The following is a 21,951-nucleotide window of genomic DNA, read 5'->3' as shown; positions in this document are numbered from 1 at the left end:
ATACACATTTCTCTTATGTTTCACCAGTTTAAAAAGTACACTTACAGCTCAAATTATGATTACAAACCAAGATTTGATGTGGGTTGGGAGGAGGAGAGTGGCACGATTGAAAAATCATCAAAGTAACTTTTGGCTATTCGGTATACTTTTGATTGTCTTTACGATATTTACTAGCATTGTTCCAAGTCAAAAGAATGCGGAAGAGCAAAACACAATTGCAGCATTTACACAACAAGCACCAATCGGACTTTCTAAAACAGAAAAAAACTCCCTTACGTCTGGTTTTCCAAATCAGTCAGAGCTGTTTCAAACAGCAGCATTATCAACAAAGCAGGTAAGCAATTCTGCTCTTGAAAATATTCAAGTATATCCTGGAGGGCAATCGATTGGAGTAAAGCTCCAAACTCGCGGCGTACTTGTTGTTGGTCACCATCTTGTAAAAGGAAGCGATAGTAACGCCTCTCCAGGTGAGGACGCTAAGATAAATGTTGGAGATGTTATATTGAAAATTAACGGTGAGCCAGTTAAGGAAATGAATGACATTAAATCATATGTTGAAAATGCAGGTAAAAGCAAAAAAAGTCTTGAAATAACCCTTAAGCGTGGAAAAGATACAATTGATACTTCTTTACAGCCTGTTTTAGATAAGCAAGATAATGAATATAAAATTGGCCTGTACATTCGAGATTCAGCTGCAGGGATTGGAACGATGTCATTTTATGATCCGAATTCAAAAAAATATGGCGCACTAGGACATATTATATCGGATATGGATACAAAAAAACCGATTGAAATCGATAATGGTACGATTGTTAACTCTTCTGTTACTTCCATAGAGAAAGGAAATAACGGTATACCAGGAGAAAAACAAGCTAAATTCTCGGCTGAACACGATCGAATCGGAACAATTACGAAAAATTCTCCGTACGGTATTTTTGGGGTATTAGATGAATTGATAAAGCACGAAAAATATAACAAACCATTACCTGTAGCATCTTCAAATGAAGTTAAAGAAGGGCCAGCTAAAATCCTTACCGTTGTGAAAGATGAAAAAATAGAGGAATTTGATATCGAGATTGTAAGTAGTGTTCCTCAGAAGTTTCCAGCAACGAAAGGAATGGTTATTCAAATTACGGATCCTAAACTTTTAAAAAGTACCGGTGGAATTGTCCAAGGTATGAGCGGCAGCCCAATTATTCAAGATGATAAAATTATCGGAGCTGTAACGCACGTATTTGTAAATGATCCAACATCGGGATATGGTGTTCATATCGAATGGATGTTACAGGATGCAGGAATTATTGAGCAAAAATCAAGAGGGAAAGCAGCATGAAAAAAGCTTGTAATGGTAATTCCATTACAAGCTTTTTTATATTATACTAAAGTTAATATTTTTCGACAAATTAGCGATTAAAATGTCAGTTAAAATCGAAAATTATCGTAAACGTTAGTAAATCGAAGAAAAATATAGTTAATTCAAAAAAAATTAAAGTTTTTCAAATAAAAAGAGGATAATTCACCTTTTTGTAGAATATGTAAAAGAGGATAACAGAAATAAGGAGGAACATTACTTTGGATAAAATTTCAGTATGTTTAGTTGATGACAATAGAGAGCTCATTCAGTTGATGGAGGATTATTTTGACGAACAAGATGATATTGAAGTTATTGGAACCGCATATAATGGCAGAGACTGTATCGCTATGATGGATAATCTGGAACCTGATGTATTAATTTTAGATATAATTATGCCGCATATCGACGGATTAGCGGTACTGAATACATTACGAACAATGGAGCTTGTAAATAGACCAAATGTTATTATGCTTACAGCGTTTGGGCAGGAAGAAGTCATGAAAAAAGCAGTTGATTTAGGAGCATCTTATTTTATTTTAAAGCCTTTTGATATGGATAATTTAGCAGATCAAATTCGGCAAGTTCAAGGAAATTCTCCACTTAGTCTTGCAACGAACAAACCGACAAAAAAGGATCGAAAAAAGCAGGATTTAGAAGCAAGCATTACAAACATCATTCATGAAATAGGAGTTCCGGCACATATTAAAGGCTATATGTATTTAAGAGAAGCAATTACAATGGTATATAATGATATTGAATTATTAGGATCCATTACGAAAGTTTTATATCCGGACATTGCAAAGAAATTTAATACGACAGCATCACGAGTAGAGCGTGCGATTCGCCATGCGATCGAAGTAGCATGGAGCAGAGGGAATATTGATTCTATTTCAGCGCTATTCGGATATACGATTAATATTTCAAAAGCAAAACCAACTAATAGTGAATTCATTGCGATGGTTGCTGACCGTTTACGGTTGGAGAATAAAGTGAGTTAACTGAGTATGGTATAGCACTGGCCGCTGGTTCTATAATACATATATTTATTGTAACCAGCGATTGCCTGGTTGTCCCATCCAATTTTATTTCAAGAAACTTCTATACAAAACGAAAGAATAGTACTTAGATGCAGTACTATTCTTTCGTTTATTTTATTCAAAAAAGGTTTGGTAGAGTGAACGAATGGCAGCATCAATATCCGTATCATTGACGCCGAACATCATGGATACCTCTGATGAGCCTTGGTTTATCATTTCAATATTTACATTAGCTTTAGCAAATGCAGAAGCAGCTTTACCAGCAACACCTATTGTGTTTACAAGTCCTTCACCAACGACCATAATTACTGCTAAATCTCTATGTATACTAACAGTATCCACTTTTAATTCATCTTTGATTCGATCAATGACAATTTTTTCTTTATCCTTTGTAAATTTATTGACCCGAAATATTACAGACATGTCATCGATTCCAGAAGGTGCATGCTCAAAAGAGATTCCTTCGTCTTCAAAGATATTAAGTAGTCTACGACCAAATCCTACTTCCCGGTTCATTAAATACTTACTAACATATAAACTGCAGAAGCCTGTATCACTTGCAATACCAACAACACATTTTTCACTAGCTTCTTTTTCAGCTACGATAAATGTTCCAGGTGCTTCTGGGTTATTTGTATTTTTAATACAAACTGGAATTTTTTCTCGGAATGCGGGAATTAATGCCTCATCGTGAAATACAGAAAAACCAGCGTAAGATAATTCGCGCATTTCTTTATAAGTTAATGTCGTTATTTCCTTCGGATTGTCAACGATATTCGGATTAACAGTATAGACAGAGTCAACATCTGTAAAGTTTTCATAAAGCTCTGCTTTTACTCCTGCAGCAACAATGGAACCAGTAATATCTGAACCGCCTCGAGAGAAGGTTACTAATTTTCCCGTTTTTGAATAGCCGAAGAAACCAGGAATAACTAATATTTCGTCTTTTTCTCGGAGCTTATATAGAAGCTCGAAGCTTTCTGGCAGGATTTGTGCATTTCCTGGTTCATCACTAACAAATATTCCTGCATCTTTTGGATTCATATATTGAGCTGAGATATTCGTTCGATTTAAATAGGCACTTAATATTTTTGCAGAACTGTCTTCACCAAGTGCTTTAATTGCATCCATTTTACATTCGAGCGTTCCTTCTGTTCTTAGCGCTTCTCTTATATTATTTTCGATTTCATTAACTAAGAATGAATCAATACTTAAATCATCAATTATTTCTTTAAATCGCTTTAATACAGCTACAAGAATATCTTCATAACTTTGATGATTATGGTAGGCATTCCCAAGTTCAATTAACATATCTGTCACTTTTGTATCATTTTTAAACCTTTTTCCCGGTGCTGAGACAATTATAAACTTTCGCTTGGGATCGCTTTTAATAATATTCCCAACTTTTCGTAATTGCTCGGCATTTGCAACGGAGCTGCCCCCGAATTTTGCTACTTTCATGATCGGATCCCCCTAAACAGAAACTTAATTTTCTTACTAATATACCATATTTATTCGTTAAAATCGTGTAAATATATAAAAAAAGACGGAATTTCTCCATCTTTTTTTCTAAAGCGCTTTATTTGTATCTTTCTGTTTAATCTTTTGTCTCTTTCTATCGCGATAGATAATAAATCCTCCTAAAAAAAGCAACCCTAAAATAAAGAGGAGAAGTCCAATTGTAAATTGGATGCCAGGATAGAAGAAGTATGCATAGAATTCATCGAAAATAGTATCCCGCATTAATTTAATTCCAATCGCTGCAATTACACCAGGTATAAACAATAACAATATTGCTAAAAAACGACCCATTTATGTACCCCTTCAATTTTGTAATTAATACTATTTTAAGTATATCAAAAGCAAACAAAAATAGAAATCATTCTAGATTTGCCAAAACCTGCAGGCTGTTTTATGATAAACATATGCAAAAAAATGCAAGGTGGGATGATATGAAACGTGTGTTAATTGTGGGAGCTGGTAAAGGTGGAAGCGCACTATTTAACCTCTTGCAAGCAACAGAGTCGATGGAAATAGTCGCGGTTGTTGATGTTAACAATGATGCGAACGGATTAAAATTAGCTCGTCAAGCAAATATTCCCATCAGTAACAACTGGAAGTCGTGGATACATAACGATATCGATATTGTTATTGAAGCAACTGGAAATGAACAGGTTCTTGAACAAATAATCGACAATAAACCGCGAAGAACCGTGGTAATTCCAGGATCTGTGGCTTATATCATATCAGAACTGCTTTATGAAAAAGAAGCTTTAGTGGATAAGGTGAAATATCAATCAAAAAACCAAGAGCTCATCTTGAATCATATTCATGATGGTATGATCGTTATCAATAAGCAAGAAATTATCCAGTTTATCAATAAAAGTGCCGAAAAGATAATTGGTAAATCAAGAAAACATTATATTGGAGTTCATATCAAAGATCTTATAGCAGATTCAAGACTCCCTCATGCTTTGCAAACGCAGCGTAAAGAAGTAAATCAAAAGCTAACATTATCAAATGGAAAAAAGATTATTACAACACGGATCCCAATTATAAATGATTCAGGTGAATTAATCGGTGCATTTGCAGTATTTAAAGATATTACAGAAGTAATGAAACTAGCCGAGGAAAATACGGACTTAAACGAAATAAAAACGATGCTGGAAGCAATTATAAAATCATCTGATGAGGCAATCAGTGTTGTTGACGAGAATGGTAATGGCCTTATTATTAATCCTGCATATAAAAGGATTACGGGGCTGGAAGAAAAAGATGTGATTGGAAAGCCAGCAACTGTTGATATCTCCGAGGGTGAAAGCATGCATATGAAAGTACTTCAAACACGCAGAGCTGTCAGAGGTGTACGCATGAAAGTAGGACCTAGTAAAAAAGATGTCCTGGTTAATGTTGCGCCGATTATCGTGAATGGAGTAATTAAGGGCAGTGTAGGTGTTCTGCATGATGTAACGGAAATACAAGCATTGACAAAGGAATTAAAGCATGCAAGACAGATCATTCGAAATTTAGAAGCAAGATATACATTTGATGATATTATTGGAAGTTCATCAGAAATGAAGCTCGCTCTGGAGCAAGCGAAGGTCGGAGCGAAAACACCTGCAATTGTACTGTTAAGAGGTGATTCAGGTACTGGTAAAGAATTATTTGCACATGCGATTCATAATGAGAGTGATAGAAAACATAATAAGTTTATCCGAGTAAATTGTGCAGCTATCGCTGAGTCTTTATTGGAAAGTGAATTATTCGGATATGAAGAAGGAGCCTTTACAGGTGCAAAGCAAGGAGGGAAAAAAGGTTTCTTTGAAGAAGCAAACCATGGAAGTATTTTTCTTGATGAAATTGGAGAATTATCCCTGTCAATGCAGGCTAAGCTTTTACGAGTCTTACAAGAGAATGAAATTGTTCGAGTTGGCGGTACAAAACCGATCTCTATTAATGTAAGAGTAATCGCAGCAACAAATGTCAATCTAGAAAAAGCGATTATGAATAAAACTTTTCGAGAAGATCTTTATTATCGCCTAAATCGACTGCCAATTTTTATTCCTGCTGTTAAAGAGAGACTAAGTGACCTGCCGGAACTTATCCAGCATATTATTCAAAAAATCAATAAAGACTATGGTCGTAATGTGCAAGCTATCTCATCAGATGCACTAAGTAAATTGAAACAATATCAATGGCCAGGCAATGTACGCGAATTAGAAAATGTAATTGGACGTGCCATGATATTTATGGATATGAATGAAGACGTAATTGAGAAGAAGTATATACCTGAATTACAGGCTTCTATTATACCTGCACATTCATCTATTGAGAGAATCACAGAAGAATGCACATTACAGGATGCGATTAATCAGTTTGAAAAAGCGTATATTACCAGAATCTACGAACAGAATGATTTTAACAAAACAAAAACAGCAAAGGTATTAAATGTATCCATTCGAAATTTATATTATAAGATGAAAAAATATAACCTTGAATAATTAAGCATGCAATATTTTGCATGACTGCAAAATTTGTACAGTTAAAATAAAGGATTTGAAAGCATTTTCAATATGTAACTGTTGGCATGAAGTTTGCTGAATACTATTGGGAAGAATATAAACCATGAAGAAGTTAATTAGTTAATATAGGAGGAATTCTAATGGAGATATTTACTTATTTAGAAGAATTTGATTATGAGCAACTGGTATTTTGCCAAGATAAAAATTCAGGTTTGAAAGCCATCATTGCTATTCACGACACAACTTTGGGCCCTGCCTTAGGTGGAACGCGAATGTGGAAATACAATACAGAAGAAGAAGCGATTGAAGATGCACTTCGTTTAGCTAGAGGAATGACTTATAAAAATGCTGCTGCTGGGCTGGATTTAGGCGGTGGAAAAACGGTTATTATCGGTGATTCCAAAACAGATAAAAATCCTGAAATGTTTCGGGCTTTTGGCCGGTATATACAAGGTATGAATGGCCGATATATTACTGCTGAAGATGTAGGTACAACTGTACAAGATATGGATCTCATTCATTTGGAAACCGATTTTGTAACTGGAACTTCCTCCTATTCAGGTGCATCTGGAAACCCATCACCTGTCACTGCTTACGGTGTCTATAAAGGAATTAAAGCATCGGCAAAAGAAGCGTTCGGACACGAATCATTAGAAGGTAAAACAATTGCTGTACAGGGGATTGGGAATGTCGCTTATGCGCTTTGTGAATACTTGCATAAAGATGGTGCCCAGCTTGTTGTAACTGATATTAATAAAGACGCAGTAAATCGAGCAGTAGAAGCATTCGGAGCTAAATCTGTAGATCCAAATGATATTTATGATGTAGAATGTGACATTTACACACCATGTGCATTAGGAGCGACTATTAATGACGATACGATTTCTAGAATTAAGGCAAAAGTAATTGCTGGGTCTGCGAATAATCAGCTCAAATCGACAGAACATGGCGATCTTATTCATGAAAAAGGCATTGTATACGCACCAGATTATGTCATCAATGCTGGAGGAGTAATAAATGTTGCTGATGAGCTCATGGGCTATAATGCAGAACGTGCAATGAAAAAAGTAGAAACAATTTATGATAACCTGGAGCGTGTTTTTGAAATTTCAAAACGTGATAATATTCCTACTTATTTAGCTGCTGATCGTATGGCAGAAGAACGAATTGAATCTTTCAGAAATTCCAGAAGTCAATTTTTAATGAATGGACACCATACATTAAGCAGAAGGTAATTATTTTCACTTTCCATTTAACCAGAAAGTGAAACCTTAAAAATGCAATACATTTAGGAAAAGAATTATAAGTTATTTTAATGGGGTGACTGGTTTTGCAAGAGAGATATCGAATATTAGTTGTAAACCCTGGAACCACATCAACTAAAATAGGGATTTATGATAATGAAATATGCATATTTGAAAATAACATTGTCCATGAGCCGATGGAGTTAGCAGAACACTATCGTGTGATGGATCAATCAAAGCTTCGTACACAGGATATTCTTGAACAGCTGAACTACGTAGGAATAAATATTTCCAGGATTCATGCAGTTTGCGGACGTGGTGGCCTGCTAAGACCGATCGAGGGTGGCACATATCAGGTCAATGCAGCCATGCTCTATGATTTAAAAACCGGTTATAATGGCGAGCATCCATCGAACCTTGGCGGAATAATTGCATATGAGATTGCATCCGGGCTAAATATAAATGCCTACATTGTCGATCCTGTTGTTGTCGATGAGCTTGATAATATCGCTAGGTACTCAGGAATTCCCGAAATTTCAAGAAAGAGTATTTTCCATGCATTGAACCATAAAGCAGCAGCAAGAAAAGCTGCTGCAAGCTTAGATGTGAAATATGAGGATATCAATATAATTGTTGTTCACATCGGAGAAGGTATTACAATCGGAGCACATCGAAAGGGGAGGGTGATCGATGTGAACAACGGTCTCGATGGAGAAGGCCCTTTCTCTTGGAATCGGGCAGGCAGTACGCCTGCGGGAGACTTAGTTGAGCTCTGTTTTTCAGGGACATATAACTATGATGAAATGAAGGGAAAAATAGTTGGTCAAGGCGGCCTAATGGCTTATCTTGAAACTAATGACAGTAGGGAAGTAGAACAAAGTATTGAACAGGGTGAAAAAAGAGCAAGTGAAGTCTTCGATGCGATGGCTTATCAGATTTCCAAGGAAATTGGAGCAATGAGTACAGTTCTGGGCGGAGAGATTCAAGCCATTATTTTCACAGGAAAGCATGCATATCGGGAAAACTTTATTAATTCAATAACAAAGCGAGTTGATTGGATTGCAGATACCATAATCATTCCCGGGGAAAATGAACTGCAGGCGTTAAATGAAGGAGTATTGCGTGTACTTAGAAATGAAGAACAGCTTAAGATTTACACGAAGCTTGAGTAAAGGAGTGATTTCACGATGACAAAAGAATATGATTTAGTTGTTTTAGGTGGCGGAACAGGAGGCTATGTTGCAGCAATAAGGGCTTCGCAGCTAGGAATGCAAGTTGCAATCGTTGAAAAAGGTAAACTTGGCGGAACATGTCTCCACCAAGGCTGTATACCATCCAAAGCATTATTGCGAAGTGCTGAAGTATATAAACAAACACAAGAGGCAAGTCTGTTTGGTGTAGAAGCAGAGCACATCTCTCTAAATTTCAGCAAAATACAAGAAAGAAAGCAGACAATTATTGATACGTTGCATCAGGGTGTACAAGGATTAATGAAAAAAGGGAAAATTGATGTTATTAATGGGTTTGGACGGATACTCGGGCCGAGTATTTTTTCACCTATGCCAGGTACAATTTCAGTTGAACATGAAAATGGCGAAGAAAATACTATGATCGTTCCGAAAAATGTGCTGATCGCAACAGGATCGAAACCAAAGACATTACCAGGACTTGCAATAGATGGTCACTTTGTCATGAGCTCAGATGATGCACTGCAAATGGAAAAATTACCAGAATCAATCCTTATTGTGGGAGCTGGAGTTATTGGAATTGAATGGGCCTCTATGTTATCTGATTTTGGTGTCAGTGTTACGGTTATTGAATATTTAAATCAAATATTGCCGACAGAGGACGAGGCAATTGCGAAAGAGGCTGAACGACTTCTTAAGAAAAAAGGGGTTACGTTTTTTAAAGGAGCAAACATACTAGCAGAGACTCTACATACCGATCAATGCGTTTCTATTGATGTCGAAATAGACAATGAAAAACAGTCCCTCCAAGCTGAAAAGATGCTTGTCTCAGTTGGCAGGGAAGCCAATACAGCAAATATAGGAATTGAAAACACCGATATCAGCCTTGTTAATGGCTATATTGAAACGAATGATTACTTTCAAACTAAAGAATCCCATATTTATGCTATCGGGGATGTAATTGGAGGAATGCAGCTTGCGCATGTCGCTTCTCGTGAAGGTATTGTTGCAGTGGAGCATATAGCAGGAAAACAAACATATCCAATCCATTACGAGAATGTTCCAACGTGTATCTATTCCAATCCGGAAATTGCAAGTGTTGGATTAACTGAAAAAGCCGCAAAAGAAAATGGATACGATATTAAAGTTGGCAAATTTCCTTTTAAAGCAATCGGAAAGGCATTAGTATTTGGAGAATCAGAAGGCTTTGTCAAAATTATTGCTGATCAAAAATCAAATGATATTTTAGGAATTCATATGATTGGTCCTCATGTTACAGATTTAATTTCTGAAGCTGGTCTTGCTAAAGTGCTTGATGCAACGCCATGGGAATTATCTCAGGCAATTCATCCTCACCCAGCATTATCAGAGATTATTGGGGAAGCAGCACTCGCGGTTGAAGGCGAACAAATTCATGGATAGATGATATGGATATACAAAAGATTAGGGAGGGATAAGTATGACAATAAATCGACATCAGGAAATAGGTTTAACGAATGAACAAGTTTTAGAAATGTATGAAACGATGCTCTTAGCAAGAAAACTGGATGAACGTATGTGGTTACTAAACCGCTCTGGTAAAATACCATTCGTTATTTCTTGCCAAGGACAAGAAGCGGCTCAGGTTGGTGCAGCTTTCGCTTTAAATCGAAAGGAAGACTATGTTGCACCATATTATCGAGACATGGGTGTTGTCCTGGCCTTTGGGATGACTGTTAAGGATTTAATGTTATCAGCATTTGCTAAAGCAGATGATCCGAACTCTGGCGGTAGACAAATGCCAGGGCATTTCGGTCAAAAGAAAAATCGTATTTTATCAGGTTCTTCACCTGTTACAACGCAGGTTCCACATGCGGTTGGTGTAGCACTTGCAGCTAAAATGGAAAAGAAGGATTTTGTCACCTTTGTCACGCTAGGGGAAGGTTCCTCTAACCAAGGAGATTTTCATGAAGGATTAAACTTTGCAGGAGTGCATAAATTGCCAGTTATTACAATGGTTGAAAATAACAAGTATGCAATTTCTGTGCCATACGAGCGTCAGGTAGCAAGTAAAAATGTTGCAGATCGTGCATTGGGCTATGGCATGCCAGGTGTAACTGTGGATGGCAATGACCCACTGGCTGTGTATCAAGCAGTAAAGGAAGCTCGGGACCGTGCGATTCGCGGAGATGGTCCATCTCTAATTGAATCTGTATCTTATCGTCTAACAGCACATTCAAGTGATGATGATGACCGCACGTATCGTGAAAAAGATGAAGTGGAAGAAGCAAAGAAAAAGGATTCTATTTTTACATTTGCCACATATTTAAAAGAAAATCAAATATTAACTGAAGCTGTTGAACAAAACTTGAATGAAACGATCACTAAGCTTGTTAATGAAGCAACCGATTTTGCCGAAAATGCGGCTTACGCAAAACCGGAAGATACGCTTAAATATGTTTACGAAGAAACGAAGTAGGGAGGGGAACCAAATATGCCAGTAATGTCTTATATTCAGGCAGTAACAACCGCATTAAGAGAGGAAATGCAACGAGACGAGAAAGTATTTATTCTTGGAGAAGATGTCGGTAAAAAAGGTGGAGTCTTTCGAGCGACAGATGGTTTGTACGAAGCCTTCGGTGAAGCTCGTGTTTTAGATACTCCTTTAGCAGAATCAGCTATTGCAGGTGTAGGAATCGGAGCGGCCATGTACGGAATGCGGCCAGTTGCAGAAATGCAATTTGCTGATTTCATTATGCCGGCAGTGAACCAAATAATTTCCGAGGCAGCAAAGATGCGTTATCGTTCCAATAATGACTGGAACGTACCATTAACAATTCGCGCTCCATATGGTGGAGGTGTCCACGGTGCGCTATATCACTCGCAATCAGTTGAAGCTATGTTTGCGAATCAGCCTGGACTTAAAATTGTTATGCCTTCCACTCCTTATGATGTTAAGGGTCTATTAAAAGCAGCAATTCGCGACAATGATCCGGTTCTATTCTTTGAGCATAAACGGGCTTATCGGTTGCTAAAGGGGGAAGTTCCTGAGGATGACTATGTGCTTCCAATTGGAAAAGCAGACGTCAAACGCGAAGGTGTAGATATCACTGTCATTACGTACGGCTTATGCGTACATTTTGCTTTACAGGCAGCAGAAAAGCTGGCTGAGGATGGAATTAATGCGCATATTCTGGATTTACGAACAGTTTATCCATTAGACCAAGAGGCAATTATTGAAGCTGCTAAGAAAACTGGAAAAGTTTTACTTATAACAGAGGATAATAAAGAAGGTAGTATCATTGGTGAGGTTGCGGCAATAATTGCTGAACATTGCCTATTTGATTTAGATGCACCAATCAAGAGGCTAGCAGGACCAGACGTCCCGGCAATGCCATACGCACCAACCATGGAAAAATATTTTATGATGAACCCGGATAAAGTAGAAAAAGCAATGCGCGATTTAGCAGAATATTAATTTATGAAGGAGGGAGAAGCACATGACTGCTGAAAAAATTACAATGCCCCAGCTCGGTGAAAGTGTAACAGAGGGAACAATTAGTACATGGCTCGTTAAAGCCGGCGATCAAGTAAATAAGTATGACCCCATCGCTGAAGTAATGACAGATAAAGTAAATGCAGAGGTTCCATCCTCCTTTACAGGTGTAATAAAGGAGCTTACTGTAAACGAGGGAGATACTGTTGCTGTTGGTGAGCTGATTTGCTATATCGATACAAAAGAAACGAGTGTGCAGGGCGAAACTGTGGAAACTAAGCAGACTGAATCAAAGGAAACCCCATCAACAAAAGCAGATGATTCGATGAAAAAGCGTTATTCTCCTGCAGTGCTTCGATTAGCTCAGGACAATAATATTGATTTAGAACAAGTAACTGGTTCGGGACGAGGCGGAAGAATTACCAGAAAGGATATCGAAAAAATAATTGCTTCTGGTGATATTCAAAAGGCTCCGTCAACAGTTAAAAAAACGGAAACAACTCAGCGGGCGTCTGCACAGAGCACTGGGATAACAAATAATACATCAGTTGAGATCCATAATGGAGATATTGAAATTCCGGTTAAAGGAGTCCGGAAAGTGATTGCTGAAAATATGGTCAAATCCAAACAGGAGATTCCGCATGCTTGGATGACGGTTGAGGTTGATGTAACTGATCTTGTGACATATCGGAATCAAGTTAAAGATGCTTTCAAAAAAGATGAAGGCTTTGGATTGACTTATTTTGCATTTTTCGTGAAAGCAGTCTCGCAAGCACTGAAGGAATATCCTCCATTAAACAGCATGTGGGCAGGCGATAAAATTATTCAGAAAAAAGATATTCATCTTTCGATTGCTGTTGCAAAAGAGAACGAGCTTTTTGTGCCAGTTATTAAGCATGCGGACGAAAAAACGATTAAAGCCATTGCGCGAGATATACATGAACTAGCAATGAGGGCACGAAACGGCAAATTAACTGCAGAAGATATGCAAGGGGGGACCTTTACAGTTAATAATACTGGTTCTTTTGGATCAATATCCTCGATGGGAGTTATTAACCATCCACAGGCCGCTATTTTACAAGTAGAATCAATTGTGAAGCGTCCCGTTATTATTAATAACATGTTTGCAGCACGTGATATGGTAAATCTCTCTCTATCATTAGATCACCGTATTTTAGATGGCCTCGTATGCGGCAGATTTTTATCGAGAGTTAAAGGAATACTTGAAAATATGAATGAGCATACGATTAACTTGTATTAAGTCTCAAAACTTTTCATGTGTAAAGTTTTTATCACTTCAGTTTTTTAAATTGAAAATTAGGCTTAGACTTGATAAGCTTATGAAGAATACTTATACAAATTTACCTTAAGGGATGGAGATGTGAAATGGATTTTAATTTATTCATGCAGGATGTCGTTGATGCTGCGCGTAAAGATATAACTGAAGCAGGATATAAAGAACTAAAAACTCCAGAGGAAGTTGACACTGCACTTAGTGAAAAGGGAACAACGCTTGTTATGGTCAATTCAACATGCGGTTGTGCTGGCGGGGTCGCTCGTCCGGCAGCAGCTCACTCAGTTCATTTTGATAAACGACCGGATAAACTTGTAACGGTTTTCGCTGGTCAAGACCGGGAAGCAACTGAAAAAGCACGAGAATACTTTGAAGGATATCCGCCTTCATCACCTTCATTTGCATTGCTTAAAGATGGCAAAATTGTTTCAATGATTGAACGCCATGATATTGAAGGTCATAGTCCTATGGAAGTAACTACGAAGTTACAAGCAATCTTTGATGAGCATTGTCCTGAAGTTTAATTGGTTTGTATAATATGGAAAGAGACTGTCATGTACGTCAGTCTCTTTTTTATAGCTTGGCAATCAAGCTGGGCATATTAATTTGTCGAGGTGAATTAAAAATGAAAATTGGCTATCGGACAATTAAAACGGCTATTGGCACGCCTTTATCAATATCGATAGCACAGCTGTTAGGCTTAACGAACTTTGTATCAGCTGGAATTCTAACTATCTTGTGTATTCAGCCCTCTAGAAAAAGATCCTTCTATAGCGCCTTGCACAGGTTTATAGCTTGCATTATTGCTACAGTATATGCTTATATATTTTTTGAATGGATTGGTTATCATCCGCTTGTTCTTTGTATAATGTTACTTGTTTTCATACCTACAACTGTATTCTTAAAAGTAACTCCTGGTATTGCAACGAGTTCGGTTGTTACATTAAATTTATACAGTGCTTCCTCCATAACATTAACATCTCTATTTGATCAATTTTTATTAATTATTGTTGGGATTGGTGTCGGTCTCTTGTTAAATTTATATATGCCAAGTCTGGATAAACCATTAAAAGAAAAACAACAAAAATTGGAAGATAATTTTACAGCTATTTTATATGAATACTCCCAATATATTCGTTATAAGCATACAACATGGAAAGGAAATGAACTTGCTGAATCTGAGGATATTTTAATGGAAGCAAATATGCTTGTGGAACGTGATCGAGAAAATCATTTGCTGCGCAATAAACATCCATACCGAGACTATTTTCGAATGCGAACAAGACAGTTCGAGTTATTGAAGCAAATGCTTCCGCTAGTTTCAAGATTACCAGATGCAGATCCAATTGCTGAAAGAATTGCTGATTTTTTTGAAAGTCTTTCCAAAAATGTCCACCCCGGAAATACAGCAATTATTTATCTCGATCAATTAAGAGAATTGCGATTATTGATTAATGAGGAAGAACTACCTAAGACTAGAGAAGCGTTTGAAGCTAGATCAAACTTGTTTCAATTATTGCATGAAATTGAAAATTATCTGATCATCAAGCTGAAATATAAAGAAAGTGATGTAAAAATATTTAAACGCTTAAGGAATCAAAAAAAGCAGCAAAATTAAGTATTGTAAAATAAAAAGGAGTATCTGTTTTACAGTCTGTACGGAAAAAAGTTTTCTGATATACATTGTTTTACAGAAAAGACAGAAAGATTCGTCTTACGTCCTGAGCATGAAACGAACCAACAGATCAACCTCAGTATAGTGGAAAGAATAACTCCTTATTGCTCATCTTATGTGGGCTATTTATGTTTTTCAATATAACCGTTTGTCCTGACTAAGGGCTTCTTGGTATGTAATTATAAAAAATTAGCGGAGTTGATTAAATGAAACAAAACATATACGATAATCCAATCTTTTTCAGCAAGTACATAGCCTTGCGTGATAGCGGTATTACATATAATGATTTTGTTGAGCAGCCGGCGATTAAATCGTTAATGCCGGATTTAACTGACAAACGTGTACTGGATCTTGGATGCGGAACTGGTCATTTTGCAGCCTATTGTGTTGAGAACGGAGCGGCCAGTGTTCTAGGTATCGACATATCAAGAAATATGATTGAAGAAGCAAAAAAGCGAAATATTCACCAGAAGATTGAATATATATGCTCGCCGATTGAAGATGTGGATTTACCAAATAAAACATTTGACATTGTGATAAGTTCGCTCGCTGTTCACTATATTGAAAACTACAGCAAGTTAATCCAAAAAATAAATCGTGTTTTAAATGAAAACGGTCAATTTGTTTTTTCAACAGAGCACCCATTTATAACAGCTCGAAAGGAGATGAATAACTGGGTATTAAATGAAAATGGCGAAAAACTGCATTGGGCACTGGATAATTACCAGGAAGAAGGAAGACGGGACCATACATGGTATGTTGATGGGGTAGTTGTTTACCACCGCACAATTTCAACCTTAATTAATACACTTATCAGCAATGGATTTGTAGTGGAACGGTTAATAGAGCCCCAAGCCATGTCAGAAGGGTTAGAGAAGATGCCAAAACTGATAAATGAAAAGCGAAGATCCTCATTTATTTTATTAAGGAGCAAAAAAGTTAGCACTATTTCTGGATAACGTTTCATTGTACGATATTATCGTGCAATGAAACGTTATTTTTTTCGTAATAGGCATTAAACCATTCTTATTTGTTAATGATAACAAATAAGGAGGTGGCTCTTATGGCAAAAGATGTGCTTTGTGAAGTAAATAGTTGTACGTACTGGGGACCTGGCAACAGATGCCATGCAAATGCGATTTATATTGTCAATCGTAAAGGGAAGGAAGCTTCAAATAGTGAAGAAACAGATTGCAAAACGTTTGTACCAAAAGTTTAAATATTAAGGGTAACTATTAGGTTGCCCTTTACTTAACAATACATGAAGCTCCAAATCTTAAGTTACAGGTATCTTCATTGCATAAAAGTGAATACTAGTCATCAAAGGAGTGAACAATTATGCTTAAACTGCAAACTCAAATTGAAGGAATGGAAGCATATTTTGGTGATGTACATAAAGTAATTAGAGCAAATGGATTTACCTTCTGCAGCAATTTTGAATATGATCATGGAAAGTTTGATATGGTCCTTTGCCGAGAAGGAGGAGAAACAATTTACATCAGAATTCCATTTAATGTTCTGAAAGGAGAATTAGACCATCCTAATGCTTATATTCAATTTGGACAACCATATGTTATCAAGCATGTAGTTAATACGGGTCTGGATTGGGATGAGAATTCATTATTAACGACAATAGGATTCAATCAGTTTCAGGATCCGGTTGATAAGGACGGTAATATAATAGATAAAAGCAGATGGGAGGAAGCCGGCGAGCAACAAGTTCAACGCATTTATCGTTCCATTAACGACTTCCAAATATCCTAACTAAAAAAATCGGCTTCTATTTGAAGAAGGCCGATTTTTAATGGGATTATTGCTGCAACAGATCATTTAACTGATTTATATGGGCTCTGTCTTCATCTAAATTTTGTTTAACAATATCAAGACTTTTTGAATCCAATTCTCCACGAATAATCTCTTCTACCTGGTGAATTCCCATTTCTTGCCCTTGAAGGACGCCTTTAATTATCTCTGTCTTTTGATCAGGGTAATTTTTAAAACTCATCATCAATTCCTGCATAGATGACTTTATCCCATTATCCTCTGCGGCCTTACCGCCTAAATTTTGAATTTGTTCGGCAATTTTTGCAGCATGTTGTTTATGTTCTTGTTGTATACGCTGCAATTCGCTTTTCAGTTTTGGGTCATTTGTGTGTTTAATATAGTGTTCATATGCGTGAATTCCCATATATTCTCCTTTTAAATATGCATTTAATTCCTTAACGATATCTTTTTCATTCATTTTGATTAATTCTCTCCTTTAGTGTTACTACAATATGTGGTCAATTTTGTTCAAAAGGCGTGTTATTCTCTTACGAGCGGTAAGACTTTATTCAGAGACTGTGTTGTTGCCGTATCAAAGTAATTCCTGAATGGACAACCGTTATTTTTGACCCGCTCTATCACATTTTGAATTGTAAAATGGGTAGGATGCAGATTCTCATTAACTTCCTTCCAAAATAGAGGAGTTGCCACGGTTCCTTCTTTTGTCATACGTGGAGAGTAAGGAGCTATTAATGTTTTATCCTTACCATGCTGAACATAATCAATGTACAATCGCCCATTTCTTTTTTTCTTCATCCGCTCCGTTGTAAAATATTCTGGATACGTATTTTCAATTGTTACGGCGATTGCTTTCGTAAAGGTCGCAGTTTCTTCGTATGTCATGCTGCCTGGTCGCAATGGAATATAAATCTGTAAACCCTTATTTCCTGATGTTTTAACAAATGAGATCAAGTTAAGATCATCAAGTAAAGATTTTATAAGCTGTGCTGCACGAATAGCCAGATGAAAATGCTCCCTGTCAGGTGGATCAAGATCAAAAGCGATTTCTGATGGTACAGTGCTTCTGGCATGCTGAAATGGGATGTGGTACTCCACAGCACCATGATTTGCAAACCAAATCAATGTATCCAGACGATCGCAAACAAATGTTCGTCCCTCGCCTGAAGGTATAGAAGTAATGAAATCAGGAGCATAGTCCGGTAAATGTTTCTGAAAAAAATGCTCCTTATTAATACCATCTGGACACCGAATAATGGTTAGTTCCCGTTTCTGCAGAAAAGGGAGCATATAGGGAGAAATTTCTCGCATATATGAAAGAAGTTCTCCTTTTGAAATATAAACATCTGGCCATAGCAATTTTTCTGTATTCGTTAAATCAATTGTTTTAGGGAGCATTGCCAAATCCAGCTGTAAACGTTCAAACGTGCATTCTTCTGGTTTACCATGCGGCAAGAGGCCAGCAAATTCAGGTTCCCGCAATTCTTGTTTGTATAAATCAAGGGTGTGGATAGAAGCACATAATGCTGGCGGCAAAAGATGGCGTTTTCCTTGTTTCTTTCCATTTATCATAAATAATTGTTTTACTGTTTGAAACGAATCTTTATCTAGTCCGTGTTTGCATTTACCAATCACATAAATTTGATTTTGATGGAAAATACCAATATCAAAATAGTCATTTCCCGTATCATAGGCTATGAGGAATCCATGGATTACTCGCCAATTTTTAATTTTGTACCAATCATGATGCTGCTTTCCAGTTTGGTACGTACTCGTTCGTCGTTTCGCGACCATCCCTTCAGCCTTTTGCTCAAAAACAATTTTATTAATGATATCGTCACTGCGAAATGACTCTATCAGCCAAATGCGTTCTCCATGAAGTTTATGAAACAGAGCTTCAAGCGCTTTTTTTCTAACGTAAAGTTTTTGGGATTTATAGGATTTTCCTTTTAAAACTAACAAATCAAATAGGATTAATGTAGCTGGTCGAACACTTGCAGCTTCTTGGATTGATTCTTGATTCTTTAATCTGCCTCTTTTTTGGAGCAGAGAAAAATTGGATTGGTGATCAGTATTCGCAATGACAAGTTCGCCATCTAATGTTAAAGGCAAAGAAGATTTAACCAGTGGATAAGCTTCCAGGCAATACGACGTAATTTCAGGAAAGTTTATTGTTAAATCTGTATTATTTTTACTTAGTAATTTAATTGTGCCATCTGTATCCCACGTAAGCACACATCTGAATCCATCATATTTAACCTCATAGATCCAATCATCACCGAGTGGAATTTCAGAAGATATTCTGGGCTTCATAATATCCATTGGAAGCACCTCCATATTCATAAAGTGGCATAATTTACGGAATTTAATCCATTGAATAGAATTTAAAAGTAACAGCAAACTAAAGGGAAAGGAGGTTGAGCTAATGCATACAATGTGGAAGGGAACCATTAGCTTTGGTTTAGTCAATATTCCGGTGAAAATGCATGCAGCTACTGAAAACAAGGATATTAAATTAAGACAGCTGCATAAGGAATGCAAATCCCCGGTAAAATATGAAAAGGTTTGTCCTGTTTGTGAAAAAGAAGTTAAAAATGAAGATATTGTCAAAGCCTATGAATATGCAAAAAATAAATTTGTTATTTTAGATGAGGAAGAATTAGAATCCTTAAGGAAAGAACAAGAGGATAAAGCTGTTGAAATCCTTGATTTTGTTCAATTAGAAGATATTGATCCAATTTATTTTGAGAAGAGCTATTATTTATCTCCCAATGATGGAGGGGGTAAGGCTTATGGGCTGTTGCGCAGTGCATTAAGCGATACCGGAAAAATCGGGATTGCCAAAATAATTATTCGAGCAAAGGAACAGCTTGCGGTTATACGGGTTTATGAAAACGTGCTTGTAGTCGAGACCATTCATTATCCGGATGAGGTAAGAAGTATACAGGATGTCCCAAACATCCCAGAAGAAGTTGAAATTGTAAAAAAAGAGTTAGATACTGCTAAAATGTTGATTGAACAGTTAACGAACGACTTTGAACCAGAGAAATATACCGATGATTATCGAACAGCACTAATGGAATTAATTGAAGAGAAGAAAAACAATGAACAGACTGCAACAGGTAAGGAGAAAGCTGCACCTGATAATGTTACGAACTTAATGGATGCACTTCAAGCATCATTGGACCGCGCCAAAAAAGACAAACCAAAGCCAAAACAAGCAAAACGAAAAACAACAACGAAGAAAAAGATTGCCACATAAGATATCTCCACTTGCTGGAGGTATCTTATGTGAAATCTTACTGGATATTCTCTTGATTGACCTTTTCCTGTTTATGCAAAGTGTGCTTTACTCCCCATTCATGCATGGCTTCTAAAATCGGCTCTAAGCTTTTTCCATATTCTGTAATGGAATACTCTACTTTTGGGGGTACTTGCGGATATACTTTACGCATCACAATGTCCTCTGCCTCTAATTCCCGCAGCTGATTGGTTAACATTTTCTGCGTAATCCCCGGCATACTTCGTTTTAGTTCACTAAACCGTTTCGTTCCTTCCTGCAAAAGATTTAACAAAATAATCGGTTTCCATTTGCCGACTAATATGCCCAAAGCATCTTCAACCTGACAAAGTTCTGGTTTCTTTTCCATGCAGATCCTCCTAAGTATCTTTTTATATACTATGTATATTTAAAGTGCGTACTTACAAATTATTGTTATATAAGACATAATAACATTATAAAGAAAGTGATGAAAGAGGAATATTAACTGCATCTAGAAAGCATAAGAATTGAAAGGTTGAAATATTTATGGAAAATTACCGCATTGATCCAAGCAAAGGATTAGAATTTGGACTATACACGTTAGGCGATCATATTTCAGACCCACATACAGGAAAGCGAATTACAGCTGAACAGCGAATTCATGAAATTATTGAATTAGCAAGACTTGCAGAGCAGGCAGGTATTGATTTTTTTAGTGTAGGTGAAAGCCACCAGGAGTATTTTACAACACAGGCACATTCTGTTGTATTAGCTGCCATTGCCCAAGCAACGAGTAAGATTAAAATTGCTAGTTCCTCTACAATAATTAGCACGTTGGATCCAGTCCGTGTTTATGAAGACTTTGCTACAATTGATTTAATTTCAAAAGGCAGAGCAGAAATTATAGCAGGGCGAGCTTCAAGAGTAGGACTCTTTGATTTATTAGGCTACAACCTTCGTGATTATGAGGAATTGTATGAAGAAAAGTTTGAATTGTTGCTTGAAATCAATAAAAAAGAGTCTGTTAATTGGAGCGGACAATTCCGTGCTCCCCTGAATAATGCAAAAGTAATTCCACGTCCGAAAGAAGGCTCCCTGCCAATTTGGCGTGCAGTAGGCGGTGCGCCTGCCAGTGCCATTAAAGCAGGCTATGCTGGGGTCCCAATGTTTCTTGCCATGCTGGGTGGACCAGCGACAAGCTTCAAACGATCGATTGATGCATTTCGTGAAGCAGCGAGTCAAAGCGGGTATGATCCAGCAGAGCTTCCGATATCAACAGCAGGATTTTTCTATGCTGGCGAAACAACGCAGCAGGCACAGAAAGAATATTATCCTTATATAAATGAAGGAATGAAGCTAACGAATGGGCGAGGCTATCCGAAGCAGCATTTTGCTCAAGGTGCAGATCCTAGAGATGTTATGAATATTGGAAGTCCACAGCAAATCATAGAAAAAATTTTATACCAGCATGAAGTGTTTGGCCACCAGCGTTATATCGGACAAATGGATTTCGGTGGCGTGCCTTTTGATAAATTAAAGAAAAACATCGAACTAATTGGCACAGAAATTTTGCCTGCAATTAAAAAGCATACAGCAAAGAAATAAAGGGGGGAGATTAA

Annotated in this window: 21 protein-coding genes; 16 read left to right on the top strand and 5 right to left on the bottom strand. The window is 37.1% G+C overall.

Going from position 1 to position 21,951, the window contains the following annotated elements:
• Positions 1 to 76 precede the first annotated feature (76 nt).
• Together spoIVB and spo0A are read left to right on the top strand one after the other, a co-directional pair.
• Positions 77 to 1,333 carry a SpoIVB peptidase gene (gene spoIVB / locus NSQ77_RS21140; protein WP_339231119.1) on the top strand — a complete coding sequence of 419 codons (1,257 nt, stop codon included), beginning with the start codon at positions 77 to 79 and terminating at the stop codon, positions 1,331 to 1,333.
• A 239-nt stretch (positions 1,334 to 1,572) separates the two neighbouring features.
• Entirely contained in the window at positions 1,573 to 2,352 is a 780-nt protein-coding gene (gene spo0A / locus NSQ77_RS21135) for a sporulation transcription factor Spo0A (protein ID WP_339228074.1), read from the top strand.
• A 153-nt stretch (positions 2,353 to 2,505) separates the two neighbouring features.
• On the opposite strand, the gene NSQ77_RS21130 is transcribed toward spo0A, so the two are convergent.
• A complete protein-coding gene (locus NSQ77_RS21130) occupies positions 2,506 to 3,852 on the bottom strand; it encodes an aspartate kinase (RefSeq protein WP_339228073.1) in 1,347 nt (448 codons plus the stop codon).
• A 108-nt stretch (positions 3,853 to 3,960) separates the two neighbouring features.
• On the bottom strand, positions 3,961 to 4,203 hold the full coding sequence (locus NSQ77_RS21125; protein WP_339228072.1) for a DUF2627 family protein: 243 nt from the start codon (positions 4,201 to 4,203) through the stop codon (positions 3,961 to 3,963).
• A 140-nt stretch (positions 4,204 to 4,343) separates the two neighbouring features.
• Here NSQ77_RS21125 and NSQ77_RS21120 point away from each other — a divergent pair, with 140 nt between their 5' ends.
• The 12 genes from NSQ77_RS21120 (at position 4,344) to NSQ77_RS21065 (ending at position 17,052) form a co-directional block, all read left to right on the top strand.
• Positions 4,344 to 6,392 (top strand): sigma 54-interacting transcriptional regulator, encoded by a 2,049-nt coding sequence (locus NSQ77_RS21120; protein ID WP_339228071.1) that lies wholly within the window; start codon positions 4,344 to 4,346, stop codon positions 6,390 to 6,392.
• Between the two features lie 161 nt (positions 6,393 to 6,553).
• Entirely contained in the window at positions 6,554 to 7,648 is a 1,095-nt protein-coding gene (locus tag NSQ77_RS21115; RefSeq protein ID WP_339228070.1) for a Glu/Leu/Phe/Val dehydrogenase, read from the top strand.
• 95 nt (positions 7,649 to 7,743) lie between these two features.
• Positions 7,744 to 8,829 (top strand): butyrate kinase, encoded by a 1,086-nt coding sequence (gene buk / locus NSQ77_RS21110; protein ID WP_339228069.1) that lies wholly within the window; start codon positions 7,744 to 7,746, stop codon positions 8,827 to 8,829.
• 15 nt (positions 8,830 to 8,844) lie between these two features.
• The gene (lpdA, locus tag NSQ77_RS21105) at positions 8,845 to 10,266 is read left to right on the top strand and encodes a dihydrolipoyl dehydrogenase (RefSeq protein ID WP_339228068.1); all 1,422 of its coding nucleotides are present in this window, start codon (positions 8,845 to 8,847) and stop codon (positions 10,264 to 10,266) included.
• A 37-nt stretch (positions 10,267 to 10,303) separates the two neighbouring features.
• On the top strand, positions 10,304 to 11,302 hold the full coding sequence (locus tag NSQ77_RS21100; protein ID WP_339228067.1) for a thiamine pyrophosphate-dependent dehydrogenase E1 component subunit alpha: 999 nt from the start codon (positions 10,304 to 10,306) through the stop codon (positions 11,300 to 11,302).
• 15 nt (positions 11,303 to 11,317) lie between these two features.
• Entirely contained in the window at positions 11,318 to 12,301 is a 984-nt protein-coding gene (locus NSQ77_RS21095; RefSeq protein WP_339228065.1) for an alpha-ketoacid dehydrogenase subunit beta, read from the top strand.
• A 22-nt stretch (positions 12,302 to 12,323) separates the two neighbouring features.
• Positions 12,324 to 13,580 (top strand): dihydrolipoamide acetyltransferase family protein, encoded by a 1,257-nt coding sequence (locus tag NSQ77_RS21090; protein WP_339228064.1) that lies wholly within the window; start codon positions 12,324 to 12,326, stop codon positions 13,578 to 13,580.
• Between the two features lie 125 nt (positions 13,581 to 13,705).
• The gene (locus NSQ77_RS21085) at positions 13,706 to 14,137 is read left to right on the top strand and encodes a BrxA/BrxB family bacilliredoxin (protein ID WP_339228063.1); all 432 of its coding nucleotides are present in this window, start codon (positions 13,706 to 13,708) and stop codon (positions 14,135 to 14,137) included.
• 101 nt (positions 14,138 to 14,238) lie between these two features.
• A complete protein-coding gene (locus tag NSQ77_RS21080) occupies positions 14,239 to 15,231 on the top strand; it encodes an aromatic acid exporter family protein (RefSeq protein ID WP_339228062.1) in 993 nt (330 codons plus the stop codon).
• A 263-nt stretch (positions 15,232 to 15,494) separates the two neighbouring features.
• Positions 15,495 to 16,247, top strand: a complete 753-nt coding sequence (locus NSQ77_RS21075) for a methyltransferase domain-containing protein (RefSeq protein WP_339228061.1) — start codon at positions 15,495 to 15,497, stop codon at positions 16,245 to 16,247.
• A gap of 104 nt (positions 16,248 to 16,351) precedes the next feature.
• Positions 16,352 to 16,507 (top strand): DUF1540 domain-containing protein, encoded by a 156-nt coding sequence (locus tag NSQ77_RS21070; RefSeq protein ID WP_095306931.1) that lies wholly within the window; start codon positions 16,352 to 16,354, stop codon positions 16,505 to 16,507.
• Positions 16,508 to 16,626: 119 nt separating this feature from the next.
• On the top strand, positions 16,627 to 17,052 hold the full coding sequence (locus tag NSQ77_RS21065; RefSeq protein WP_339228060.1) for a YugN family protein: 426 nt from the start codon (positions 16,627 to 16,629) through the stop codon (positions 17,050 to 17,052).
• A gap of 46 nt (positions 17,053 to 17,098) precedes the next feature.
• On the opposite strand, the gene NSQ77_RS21060 is transcribed toward NSQ77_RS21065, so the two are convergent.
• Positions 17,099 to 17,530, bottom strand: coding sequence for a DUF2383 domain-containing protein (locus tag NSQ77_RS21060; RefSeq protein WP_339228059.1), 432 nt, complete (start codon positions 17,528 to 17,530; stop codon positions 17,099 to 17,101).
• Positions 17,531 to 17,592: 62 nt separating this feature from the next.
• Positions 17,593 to 19,392, bottom strand: a complete 1,800-nt coding sequence (locus tag NSQ77_RS21055) for a DNA ligase D (protein WP_339228057.1) — start codon at positions 19,390 to 19,392, stop codon at positions 17,593 to 17,595.
• Positions 19,393 to 19,495: 103 nt separating this feature from the next.
• On the opposite strand from NSQ77_RS21055, the gene NSQ77_RS21050 reads away from it, so the two are divergent.
• Positions 19,496 to 20,332 (top strand): Ku protein, encoded by an 837-nt coding sequence (locus tag NSQ77_RS21050; protein WP_339228056.1) that lies wholly within the window; start codon positions 19,496 to 19,498, stop codon positions 20,330 to 20,332.
• Between the two features lie 37 nt (positions 20,333 to 20,369).
• Here the strand turns inward: NSQ77_RS21050 and NSQ77_RS21045 are convergent, their stop codons facing one another.
• The gene (locus tag NSQ77_RS21045) at positions 20,370 to 20,720 is read right to left on the bottom strand and encodes a helix-turn-helix domain-containing protein (RefSeq protein WP_339228055.1); all 351 of its coding nucleotides are present in this window, start codon (positions 20,718 to 20,720) and stop codon (positions 20,370 to 20,372) included.
• Between the two features lie 158 nt (positions 20,721 to 20,878).
• Between NSQ77_RS21045 and NSQ77_RS21040 the strand changes: the two genes are divergently transcribed.
• Positions 20,879 to 21,937, top strand: coding sequence for an LLM class flavin-dependent oxidoreductase (locus NSQ77_RS21040; protein WP_339228054.1), 1,059 nt, complete (start codon positions 20,879 to 20,881; stop codon positions 21,935 to 21,937).
• Positions 21,938 to 21,951 lie beyond the last annotated feature (14 nt).

Source organism: Oceanobacillus sp. FSL K6-2867 (assembly GCF_037963145.1).
Classification (GTDB): domain Bacteria; phylum Bacillota; class Bacilli; order Bacillales; family Amphibacillaceae; genus Oceanobacillus.
The sequence above is the reverse complement of the archived record's forward strand: the minus strand, read 5'-3'. Positions and strand labels throughout refer to the sequence as shown.